The organism is Roseibium sp. QJM3NY_11 (genome assembly GCF_056173175.1).
Genome location: NZ_CM149660.1, coordinates 4,150,035 through 4,161,190, shown reverse-complemented (window position 1 = coordinate 4,161,190; position 11,156 = coordinate 4,150,035). Strand labels below are relative to the sequence as shown.

Below are 11,156 nucleotides of genomic sequence, written 5' to 3'. Positions count from 1 at the left end.
TCCATGCTAGGTCCCTCCGCCCATATCGATACCTTCACGCGGGACAATCTGCCGCCCGAGAGCACGTGGCCCGATTTCCTGCTCGACGGGTTTTCCTACCCGGAGCGTCTCAATGCAGGCGTTGAATTCACCGACAGGCTGGTCGCCCAAGGGATGGGCGATCACACGGCGCTGATCGGCAACGGCCGCAGGCGCACCTACAAGGAACTGGCCGACTGGACCAACCGCCTGGCTCATGCGCTCACCGAGGATCTGGGCGTGAAGCCCGGCAACCGGGTGCTGATACGCTCGGCCAACAATCCGGCCATGGTCGCCTGCTGGCTCGCGGCCACAAAGGCCGGCGCGGTTGTCGTCAACACCATGCCGATGCTGCGGGCAGGGGAACTCGCCAAGGTCGTCGACAAGGCGGAAATCGAGTTCGCTCTCTGCGATACGCGTCTGATGGACGAGATGGTCTCCTGTGCAAAGTCGTCGCCGGTCCTGAAAAAAGTCGTCGGTTTCGACGGCACGTCCAATCACGATGCCGAGCTGGACCGGCTGGCACTGGAAAAGTCCGTCCGCTACGACGCCGTGCCGACAGGGCGCGACGATGTCGCGCTGCTGGGGTTCACGTCCGGGTCGACCGGAACACCCAAGGCGACCATGCATTTCCATCGGGACCTGCTGATCATCGCAGACGGCTATGCGAAGGAAGTCCTCAACGTGACACCGGAGGATGTCTTCATCGGGTCGCCGCCGCTCGCCTTTACCTTCGGTCTCGGCGGCCTGGCGATTTTCCCGCTCCGGTTCGGCGCGGCGGCAACGCTTCTGGAAGCCGCCACACCGGCGAACATGATCGAGATGATCGAAAAATACAAAGCCACCGTCTGCTTCACTGCGCCGACCGCCTACCGGGTCATGCTGCAGGCAATGGACGCGGGTGCGGACCTGAGCTCGCTGCGGGCTGCGGTTTCGGCCGGCGAGACCCTGCCGGCACCCGTCTACGATGCCTGGAAGGCGAAGACCGGAAAGCCGATGCTCGACGGTATCGGTGCCACCGAAATGCTGCACATCTTCATTTCCAACCGGTTCGAGGATCATCAGCCGGCCTGCACGGGAAAACCCGTCAGCGGCTACGAGGTCAGGATCATCGGCGAGGACGGCCAGCCTGTGCCGGCCGGAGAGGTCGGCCGGCTCGCGGTGCGCGGTCCGACCGGTTGCCGTTATCTCGCCGATGAGCGCCAGAATGACTATGTGGTCGAGGGCTGGAACATCACCGGCGACAGCTTTTCCATGAGCGCGGACGGCCATCTGCATTTCGCCGCCCGCAACGACGACATGATCATCTCCGCCGGGTATAACATCGCGGGCCCGGAGGTGGAGGCCGCGTTGCTGGCGCATCCGGCCGTCCTGGAATGCGCCGTGATCGGTGTTTCCGATGAGAGCAGGGGCGCCATCGTTCAGGCTCACGTGGTTTTGGCCGCCGGCAGCGAAGCGTCAGAAGATCTCGACAAGGCCTTGAAGGATCACGTGAAGGCAACGATCGCGCCCTACAAGTATCCGCGTTCGATCGTGTTTACCGAGACATTGCCGAAAACCGAAACCGGCAAGATCCAGCGCTTCCGGCTGCGTCCGGATGCCTGAGGCTGGTCTGAGACTGGCCTGAGACAGGCCAGAGACAGAAAGGACACCCGTGCGGGGCGCGCGGGAATAACAACAACGCCCCGACGCCGACCGAACTCGAACAATGAAGCTAGGCGGCACTTTGACTTGAACGGGAACAGCAGGTCCTAGACCAAGAGGAGCAACAGATGAAATTCACACTTATGGCTGCCACGGCGGCTCTGGCGATCGGTCTTTCCGGTGCCCAGGCCGAACCTGTGAAGGTCGGCATGATCACGACGTTATCGGGAGGCGGTGCCGGTCTCGGGATCGACGTGCGCGACGGTTTCATGCTGGCGGTGAAACAGTCCGGCAACACGGACATCGAGGTCGTCATCGAGGACGACCAGCGCAAGCCGGACATCGCGGTGCAACTGGCGGACAAGATGGTCCAGTCGGAAAAGGTCAACGTCCTGACCGGGATCATCTGGTCGAACCTGGCCATGGCGGTGATCCCGTCCGTGACCGCGCAGGGCAAGTTCTACCTGTCACCGAATGCGGGTCCCTCCGCGCTGGCGGGCAAGGGCTGCCATCCGAACTATTTCAACGTCGCCTGGCAGAACGACAACCTGCACGAAGGCGCAGGGGCCTATGCCAATTTCCAGGATTTCAAGAACAGCTTCATCCTGGCGCCGAACTATCCGGCCGGCAAGGACGCGCTGACCGGCTACAAGCGCTTCTACAAGGGCGACCTGGCCGGTGAAGTCTATACCAAACTCGGCCAGACCGACTACGCATCCGAGATCGCGCAGATCCGCGCGTCGGGGGCCGACAGCGTGTTCTTCTTCCTGCCGGGCGGCATGGGGATCTCATTCCTGAAGCAGTACAAGGATTCAGGTGTCGACCTGCCGGTGGTCGGTCCGGCGTTCTCGTTCGACCAGGGGATCCTGCAGGCGGTCGGCGATGCCGCGCTGGGCGTGAAGAACACCAGCCAGTGGAACAAGGACATCGACAATCCGACCAACAAGGCGTTTGTCGAGACGTTCCAGGCCGAATACGGCCGGCTGCCGTCGCTGTATGCCTCCCAGGGGTTCGACACGGCCAACCTCTTGCTGTCGGCAATGGCCAAGGCGGACGTGAGTGATGCCGACGCGTTCCGCGCGGCGCTGGAGGAAGCCGACTTCAAGTCGACGCGCGGCAACTTCCGGTTCGGTCCCAACCATCACCCGATCCAGGACATCCATGTCCGCGAGGTGATCAAGGAAGGTAACGTCTACACCAACAGGACCATCGGCACGGCGCTGACCAGCCACGCCGATGCCTACTGGTCCGAGTGCAGCATGTAACGTATTGACCCCGGGCCGGCGTGTTTTGCGCCGGCCCGTCAGGTGGGAATTTCATGTCACTGATATTGCTCCTTGAGCAGGTTCTCAACGGCCTGCAATTCGGCATCATGCTGTTTCTGATGGCCGCCGGACTGACCCTCATCTTCGGCGTGATGGGACTGATCAATCTCGCGCACGGTTCGCTCTACATGATCGGGGCGTTCTGCGCCGCGGCGGTTGCAGCGGCGACGGGATCGTTCCTGCTTGCCCTGGTGGCCGCGCTTGCCGGGGCGGCGCTCGCCGGTGCGTTGGTGGAACTGGTTGTCATCCGGCGTCTCTACGGCAAGGACCATCTCGACCAGGTGCTCGCGACCTTCGCGCTGATCCTGATCTTTTCGGAAGGCACACGCTGGATTTTCGGGTCCTTTCCGCTGTTTTTGAATGTTCCGGAAGCCCTGTCCGGACCGGTCACGCTGCCGGGAGGGATCGAATACCCGCTCTACCGGCTGGCCCTGATCGTCGTCGGGCTTCTGGTCGCGGTCGGATTGTGGCTGCTGATATCCAGGACCCGTCTGGGCGTCCAGATCCGCGCCGGAGAGAACGACCGCGAGATGATCGCCGCTCTCGGTGTCGACATCGCGCGTCTCTACACCATCGTGTTCGCGCTCGGCGCGGCCCTGGCCGGTCTGGCCGGGGCCCTGGTCGGCGCCATCCAGTCGGTCCAGGTGGGTATGGGCGAACCGGTGCTGATCCTGGCCTTCGTGGTCATCGTCATCGGCGGCATCGGGTCCATCAAGGGAGCGCTGATCGGGGCGATCCTGGTCGGACTGACCGACACGCTCGGCGGCATCTTCCTGCCGGAGCTCTTGAAACTCGTTCTCGATCCGTCGACCGCGACCTCCGTCGGGTCCTCGCTCGCCTCCATGGCGATCTACATCCTGATGGCCGCGGTGCTGATCCTGCGGCCCGCCGGACTTTTCGGAGCGCGCGCATGATCCCCGAACGGTACGTCAACGCCGCGACGCTCCTGGCCCTCGTCGCAATCCCGCTCTGGGCCCTTGTCGCCGACGAGCCCTTCACCATCACGCTGATGACCCGGGCCGCCATTTTCGCCATCGCGGCGGTTGGCCTCAACATCGCGCTCGGCCTCGGCGGGCTGGTCAGTCTCGGGCACGCGGTGTTCTTCGGTCTCGGCGGCTATGCCATGGGTATTCTGGCCCACCACGCCCAGACCTACACTGCGCTCAGCGAGTGGCCGGTCCTGATCGAGGGTACCAAGTCGATGCCGGTGATCTGGCTGGCAGCCGTGCTGGTGTCATCGCTGGCCGCGCTGGTGATCGGCATCCTGTCGCTCCGGACGGCAGGTGTCTATTTCATCATGATCACCCTGGCCTTCGGACAGATGTTCTTCTTCTTCGCGATCTCCTGGGCCGAATATGGCGGCGAGGACGGTCTGTCGATCTATGTCCGCAACAATTTTCCGGGCCTCAACACGCTGGATCTGATCCAGTTTTACGGGCTGTGCCTCGGGTTGCTGTGCGTGGTGCTGGTGTTCGCCTGGCGTCTGGCGGGATCGCCCTTCGGTCTTGCGCTCAACGCCGCGCGCCAGGCGCCGGTGCGCGTGGAAACGGTCGGGCTCGATCCGGTCCGCCTCAAGTTGGTGGCCTTTGTGCTCTCCGGAGCCATAACCGGCTTGGCAGGTGCGCTCTTCGCCGATCTCAACCGCTTTGTCAGCCCGACCATGTTCAGCTGGCAGACCAGCGGCGAGATCATGATCTTCGTGATCCTCGGCGGTGTCGGGCGCCTGTTCGGTCCTGTGGTCGGCGCGTTGGTTTTCGTCGCCCTGGAGCACTGGCTCGGCGGTCTCAGCGATTTCTGGCACATCTGGCTCGGGCTGTTGCTGCTGGTCATCGTGCTGTTCGGCAGGGGCGGTCTGATCGGCATGATCTGCGGACGGGAGGCGGTTCATGACTGATGCTGTTGTTCAGGCTCCTGTCCCTGAAATCCCGGTTCTGGAAACAAGAGGGATCAGCAAGAGCTTCGGTGCGCTGCGCGCCAGCCGGAACATCTCTATCGATCTGCTGCCGGGTGAAATACACGCCGTCATCGGACCGAACGGGGCCGGCAAATCAACGCTGATCGCCCAGATCTGCGGCACGCTGAAACCCGATGCCGGATCCGTGCATCTGCTTGGCCAGGACGTCACCGATGTGCCGACCCGCACACGCGCCCGCGCCGGTCTGGGGCGGACATTCCAGATCTCCGCGCTGGCCATGGAGGACACGGTTCTGCAGAACGCGCTGCTCGGGGTTCTCGGGTCGAGCGGCAAGCCCTGGCGGTTCTTCGGCAACGCGCTGAAGGACGGCGCGCTGCGGGCGCGCGCGGAACAGGCACTCGAACGGGTCGGCCTTCAGGATCAGGCGCGCATGCGCACCGCCGAACTCAGCCACGGCCAGCGCCGCCAGTTGGAAGTTGCCGTCGCCCTGACGCTGGACCCAAAAGCGCTGGTGATGGACGAACCGATGGCCGGCATGGGCGCGGAAGGCTCCAGGACCCTGACCGGTTTTCTCGACGCCTTGCGCCAGGAGGCGCCGATCCTCCTGGTCGAACACGACATGGACGCGGTCTTTTCGCTGGCCGACCGGATCAGCGTCCTGGTCTATGGCGAGGTGATCGCCACCGGCACGGTCGACGAGATCCGCGCCAATGCCGCCGTCAGGGAAGCCTACCTGGGAGACGAGGCATGAGCGCACTGTTGAAACTGTCCGGTGTCACCGCCTCCTATGGCGCCAGCCAGGCGCTGTTCGGCGTCGATCTGGAGATCAACGAGGGTGAGGTGCTGGCGCTGCTGGGGCGCAACGGCATGGGCAAGTCGACCACTGTCAAATGCATCTGCCGGATGCTGGCAGCCGACGGAACACTGAGCTTCGATGGCCACGACCTGTCGCGCCTGCCGAGCCACAAGGCCGCGCGGCTCGGGCTCGGGCTGGTGCCGGAAGGCCGCCGGTGTTTCCGCGATCTCAGTGTTCAGGAAAACCTGATCGCCGCCGCGCGCAAGGGAGACTGGACCTTCGAACGGGTGACCGGTCTGTTCCCGCGTCTCGGGGAACGGCGCGGCCAGCGGGCCGGGTCGCTGTCGGGCGGAGAACAGCAGATGCTCGCCATCGGCAGGGCGCTGATGACCAATCCCAGGCTCCTGATCCTGGACGAGGCCACCGAAGGCCTTGCACCGGTGATCCGGCAGGAGATCTGGGCCGTGGTCCGGCAACTCAAGGCCGAGACCGGTCTCGCGATCCTGGTGATCGACAAGTCGATCCGGGAATTGCGTCAGGTGTGCGACCGGGCGACCATTCTGGAGCGCGGAAAATCGGTCTGGACCGGATCGGTTGACGCGCTCACGGACAACGTCACCGCCGGCTATATCGGAGTATGAGCCGTGTTTCTCTCCGGTCAGGTCAAGATGCAGCAACTCAAGGAAAGTCAGGATCAATGACGCTCAAAACCATTCAACCGGAAGGCTGGGCGCCTGCCAGAGGCTATGCGAACGGGATGCTGACACAGGGCAGGACCCTGCACATCGGCGGCCAGATCGGCTGGAACAAGGACCAGGTCTTCGAGACCAGCGATTTTGTCGGCCAGATGGAACAGACGCTCGCCAACATCGCCGCCATCGTGGAAGAAGCGGGCGGCACGGTTGCCGACATTGCGCGGCTGACCTGGTTCATCACCGACAAGCAGGAATACCTGGCGCGGCAGAAGGACGTCGGCGAGGCTTACCGCCGGGTCTTCGGCCGCCATTTTCCGGCCATGTCCGTTGTGGTCGTCGCCGGTCTCATTGAGGACGAAGCGCTGATCGAGATCGAGGCAACTGCCCAGATCGGCTGATCGCTTTTCCATCAGTCACCTAAACGCAGCCCGGCAATGTGCCGGGCTGTTTTGTTTTGTGAAACCGGATGTCCGATTCCGTGCATCTGACACGGTGACGTGGGTCAAACGCGTCGCCAGGTTTTTTCCTTAAGATAAATAAATCAGTAAGTTACATCGGGATTTTGACTCGCAAAAATTATGTCAGACATAATGTTTACATTGTCAGACAAAGTGGTATCGTTGGCGGGCTAACGAGAAAGGCGCTCCCCACCTGATGCCCGAAAATGCCCTCCAGAAAGCTCCCGACGCAGGCCGGACCGAAGGTCCGCGGGACGTGCCGCGAGCCCTGATCACCCTGATCGAGGAAGAGGGGCTCAAGGTTGGCGACCGCCTGCCGCCCGAGCTTGAGCTGGTGCGGCGTCTCGGCTTCGGTCGCTCGACCATTCGCGAAACCCTGAAGACATGGGAAAGCATGGGCGTCGTCAGCCGAAACAAGGGTGCCGGCACGCGGCTCATCGCGGAAATTTCGAGAAACACGCTGCGCGTCGCCCTGACGATCAAGCACGAGGCGCAAAGCCTGTTGCGCATGCAGCAGGTGCGCCGTCCGCTTGAAATCGAGGCGGTCCGGATCGCCACGCGTCAGGCGACCCCGGAGCAGCGCAGGATCATCAATGCCCGCGTGGCGGAGCTGATGGCGGTTTTTGAGGCCGGCGAGGACTGGCGGCCGGCGGACCACCGCTTTCACGATGCCGTTCACGAGGCCACGGGCAATCCGCTGTTCAGGCAGTTCATCGCAGAGATCCAGAAGGCCTTTCACGGCATCTACGATACCCCATTCGGCAAGGCCCATCTCGGTCAGGAAACCATACCGCTTCACAGGCCGCTCGCCGACGCGATCATTGCCGGGGACGAGAACAGGGCCGCCGAGCTGACCGCGACCATCATCGACATGGTGTGCATCGAAACCCAGAAGATTTCAGAGGAACACGATGGCTGACGCTGAGCCGGGCGGATATTCGATCGAGACCATGCTGGCCGCGGCAGCTTCCGGGTTCGGCGGCGCGGTCGCACCGCCGATCGTGCAAACGTCGCTGTTCACCTTCGACAGCTACAAGGCGTTCGAGGACCGCATGGCCGGCCGCTCGGGCGACCCGCTTTACACGCGCGTCCAGAACCCGACGGTGGCTGCCTTCGAAAACCTGATGGCGAAAGCGGAAGAAGGCGAAGCCGCGGTTGGCTTCGCCTCCGGCATGGCCGCAATCTCGTCAACGGTGCTGGCCTTTGTGCGTCCGGGTGAACGGATCGCCTGCATTGAACATGTCTATCCGGATGCCTACCGCCTGTTCGAGCGAATGCTGCGCCCGTTCGGTATTGGCGTGACCTATCATTCGATGGAAGAATTTCAGAACGATCCGGATCTGCTCAAGGGCGTCAGGCTCGCCTATCTGGAGAGCCCGAATTCTGTGGTGTTCCAGACATTGGATCTGGCAGCCGTTGCCGCCCATGCCAGACGGCACGGCACGCTGACCGTGGTCGACAATTCCTGGGCGACGCCGCTGTTTCAGCGTCCGCTGACCCTTGGTATCGACATCGTTGTTCACTCGGCATCCAAATACCTGTCCGGCCATTCGGACACGGTCGCGGGCGTTGTCGTTGCGGGCACCGATCTGATCGGCCGCATCCGGGATCTCACCCTGACGCTGCTCGGCGGCAAGCTGGCGCCCTTCGAGGCGTTTCTCCTGACCCGCGGGCTGCGCACCCTTGGGCCGCGCATGCGCCAGCACCAGGAAACGGCGAACATCTTTGTCGACAGGCTGTCGGCCCATCCCAAAGTCTCCGCGGTGCTCTCACCCGGCCCGAATTCGGTTCCGGGCCTGACCGGCCGGTCCGGACTGATGTCGCTTGAACTGGACGAAAGCGTTGATATTCCGCGCCTGGCGGACGCGTTGAAACTGTTCCGGCTGGGGGTCAGCTGGGGCGGCTTCGAAAGCCTGGTGCTGCCGACCCGGATCGGCCTGGCCCAGGCCGGCGAACAGAATTCCATGCAGCGTTTCGGCGTGTCGGACCGAGTCCTGCGCCTGAGCCTGGGTCTGGAAGACCCGAACGATCTTTGGGCCGATTTCGAAGCGGCCCTGAGCACAAGCGCCCGATCATAAGCGGCGCGACCAGAACGAAACCTTTCAGCAAGTGGAGTTGATCATGAGGGGATTGATAGGAGCAATTAGCGCTTTGGCGTTTCTGTCGGGCACGGTGGCCGGCGCGGAAACCCTGAAGCTGGTGGAAGTCATCACCAGCCCGGAACGCACCAAGGTGCTGCAAGGCCAGGTCGATGCTTTCGAGGCAGCCAATCCGGGCACCGAGGTCGAGATCGTCTCGCTGCCATGGGGACAGGCCTTCGAGAAATTCGCCACCATGGTGGCCGGCGGCGACATTCCCGATGTCGTGGAAATGCCGGACCGCTGGGCGGGGATCTACAAGGACAGGCTTGTCGACCTGAACAGCCGCATCGCCGACTGGGAACACGGCGATACCCTGACCCAGAAGACCCTGGACATGGGCCGCCAGACGGACGGCAAGTCCGCCCGGATGATACCCTACGGCTTTTACCTGCGCGCCCTGTTCTACAACAAGAAACTGCTTGCGGAAGCGGGCGTCGAAGGACCGCCGAAGACCATGGAAGACTTCATGGCGGCCTCGAAGGCGGTTTCCGAACTGGACGGCAAATACGGCTATTGCCTGCGCGGCGGCCCCGGCGGCCTCAACGGCTGGATCATGATGGCCGCCACCATGAACGGCAGCAACACCTTCTTCGACGCGGACGGCAAGAGCACGCTCAACCAGCCGGGTTCGGTGGAAGGCATCCAGTTCCTGATCGACATGTATCAGAACGGCTACGCACCGAAGGATTCGGTCAGCTGGGGCTTCAACGAGATTGTCGCCGGCTTCTATTCGGGCACCTGTGCGTTCCTGGATCAGGATCCGGATGCGCTGATCGCGGTGGCCGAACGCATGGAAGCGGATGATTTCGCCGTTGTTCCGATGCCGGTCGGTCCGGCGGGCAAGGCTTTCCCGACCATCGGTTTCGCGGGATGGGCGATGTTCGACAACACGGACAACGAGGACCTGTCCTGGAAGCTGATCGCGCATCTTGCCAGCCCGGAAGCCAACAAGGACTGGGCGAAGCGTGTCGGGGTCATTCCGATCCACGAAGGCGCCGAGCAGGACCCGCACTTCAAGACCGAACAGTTCGCCGGCTGGTTCGAAACCCTGAACGGGGAGGCCTACATCCCGACGGTGATGCCGACCTATCTGGAACAGTTCGGTTACTTCGCCGATTCCGTCGCACTTGAGACCAGCCAGGAAGCCCTGCTTGGCCAGATCAGTGCCCAGGAGATGGCCGATCAATGGGCCGCGTTCCTGACGGAAGAATACGGCCGCTGGAAAGCCGCGCAATGAATTCCGCAAAATCAACCGCGCCCGGGACTTCCCGGGCGCGGCCCTCCTTCTATCTCCGCTACATGGTGGAACCGTATCTTTATATCTCGCCGGCGCTCGTCCTGATCGGCCTGGTGATGCTGGTTCCGCTGGTGATCGGGATCTCCTACGCCTTCCAGTCCGTCAACCTGCTGCGCCCGTTTCAGTCGGGCTGGGTCGGAGTCGACAACTTCCAGGCGCTGTGGAGCGACCGGAAATTCTGGCTGGCACTGACCAACACCTTCTGGTGGACGCTGGGCTCGATCTTCTTCCAGTTCTTTCTGGGCCTTGGCCTGGCTCTGCTTCTCAACACGCAGTTTCATGGCAAGCGCCTCGTGCAGGCGCTGGTGTTCCTGCCCTGGGCCGTGCCGACCTTCCTGTCGGCCCTGACCTGGGCCTGGCTGTTCAACCCGACCATCGGACCGCTGCCGCACTGGCTCGCCGCGCTCGGCATTCTTCCCGAACCGTTCAACATTCTGGGCGACCCGGACCTGGCCATGTGGGGCCCGGTCACCGCCAATGTCTGGTTCGGCATTCCGTTTTTCGCCATCACTCTCCTGGCCGCCCTGCAATCGATTCCGAACGAGCTCTACGAGGCCGCGGAAATCGACGGTGCCACGCCCTGGCAGTCCTTCACCAAGATCACGCTGCCCTTCCTGGCGCCGATGATCGCCATCACCGTCATGCTGAGGACGATCTGGATCGCGAATTTCGCCGATCTCATCTTCGTCATGACCGGCGGCGGGCCTGCCAATTCCACGCAGATCCTGTCGACCTACATTTTCACCACCGCCTTCCGGAAACTGGATTTCGGCTACGCCTCGGCGATCGCGGTCGCGCTGCTCGCCCTTTTGATGCTGTATGCCGTCATCCTGCTGGTGTTGCGCCGCAAGCTGGTCAGGATCTGAG

The 11,156-nt window shown here is 62.9% G+C and carries 11 protein-coding genes; all 11 read left to right on the top strand.

All coding sequences use genetic code 11. From position 1 onward, the window contains the following. Nucleotides 1-3: 3 nt before the first annotated feature. Complete coding sequence (locus AC0VX3_RS19065; RefSeq protein WP_475521829.1) at nt 4-1,623, top strand: benzoate-CoA ligase family protein; 1,620 nt, start codon at nt 4-6, stop codon at nt 1,621-1,623. Between the two features lie 167 nt (nt 1,624-1,790). Then, nucleotides 1,791-2,927 carry an ABC transporter substrate-binding protein gene (locus AC0VX3_RS19060; RefSeq protein ID WP_475521828.1) on the top strand — a complete coding sequence of 379 codons (1,137 nt, stop codon included), beginning with the start codon at nt 1,791-1,793 and terminating at the stop codon, nt 2,925-2,927. Nucleotides 2,928-2,980: 53 nt separating this feature from the next. Continuing rightward, nucleotides 2,981-3,901 carry a branched-chain amino acid ABC transporter permease gene (locus AC0VX3_RS19055; protein ID WP_348150553.1) on the top strand — a complete coding sequence of 307 codons (921 nt, stop codon included), beginning with the start codon at nt 2,981-2,983 and terminating at the stop codon, nt 3,899-3,901. Beyond that, complete coding sequence (locus tag AC0VX3_RS19050) at nt 3,898-4,881, top strand: branched-chain amino acid ABC transporter permease (RefSeq protein WP_475521827.1); 984 nt, start codon at nt 3,898-3,900, stop codon at nt 4,879-4,881. Before AC0VX3_RS19055 ends, AC0VX3_RS19050 begins: the two co-directional genes overlap by 4 nt. Next, nucleotides 4,874-5,653 (top strand): ABC transporter ATP-binding protein, encoded by a 780-nt coding sequence (locus AC0VX3_RS19045; RefSeq protein ID WP_475521826.1) that lies wholly within the window; start codon nt 4,874-4,876, stop codon nt 5,651-5,653. The genes AC0VX3_RS19050 and AC0VX3_RS19045 overlap by 8 nt, the downstream gene beginning before the upstream one ends. Further along, complete coding sequence (locus tag AC0VX3_RS19040) at nt 5,650-6,339, top strand: ABC transporter ATP-binding protein (protein ID WP_475521825.1); 690 nt, start codon at nt 5,650-5,652, stop codon at nt 6,337-6,339. The genes AC0VX3_RS19045 and AC0VX3_RS19040 overlap by 4 nt, the downstream gene beginning before the upstream one ends. 56 nt (nt 6,340-6,395) lie before the next feature. After that, complete coding sequence (locus tag AC0VX3_RS19035; protein WP_475521824.1) at nt 6,396-6,791, top strand: RidA family protein; 396 nt, start codon at nt 6,396-6,398, stop codon at nt 6,789-6,791. Nucleotides 6,792-7,047: 256 nt separating this feature from the next. Beyond that, on the top strand, nt 7,048-7,770 hold the full coding sequence (locus AC0VX3_RS19030) for a FadR/GntR family transcriptional regulator (RefSeq protein WP_475521823.1): 723 nt from the start codon (nt 7,048-7,050) through the stop codon (nt 7,768-7,770). Continuing rightward, complete coding sequence (locus tag AC0VX3_RS19025) at nt 7,763-8,929, top strand: aminotransferase class I/II-fold pyridoxal phosphate-dependent enzyme (RefSeq protein WP_475521822.1); 1,167 nt, start codon at nt 7,763-7,765, stop codon at nt 8,927-8,929. The genes AC0VX3_RS19030 and AC0VX3_RS19025 overlap by 8 nt, the downstream gene beginning before the upstream one ends. A gap of 43 nt (nt 8,930-8,972) precedes the next feature. Next, nucleotides 8,973-10,229 (top strand): ABC transporter substrate-binding protein, encoded by a 1,257-nt coding sequence (locus AC0VX3_RS19020; RefSeq protein WP_475521821.1) that lies wholly within the window; start codon nt 8,973-8,975, stop codon nt 10,227-10,229. After that, nucleotides 10,226-11,155, top strand: a complete 930-nt coding sequence (locus AC0VX3_RS19015; protein WP_475521820.1) for a carbohydrate ABC transporter permease — start codon at nt 10,226-10,228, stop codon at nt 11,153-11,155. The genes AC0VX3_RS19020 and AC0VX3_RS19015 overlap by 4 nt, the downstream gene beginning before the upstream one ends. Nucleotide 11,156: the final 1 nt, after the last annotated feature.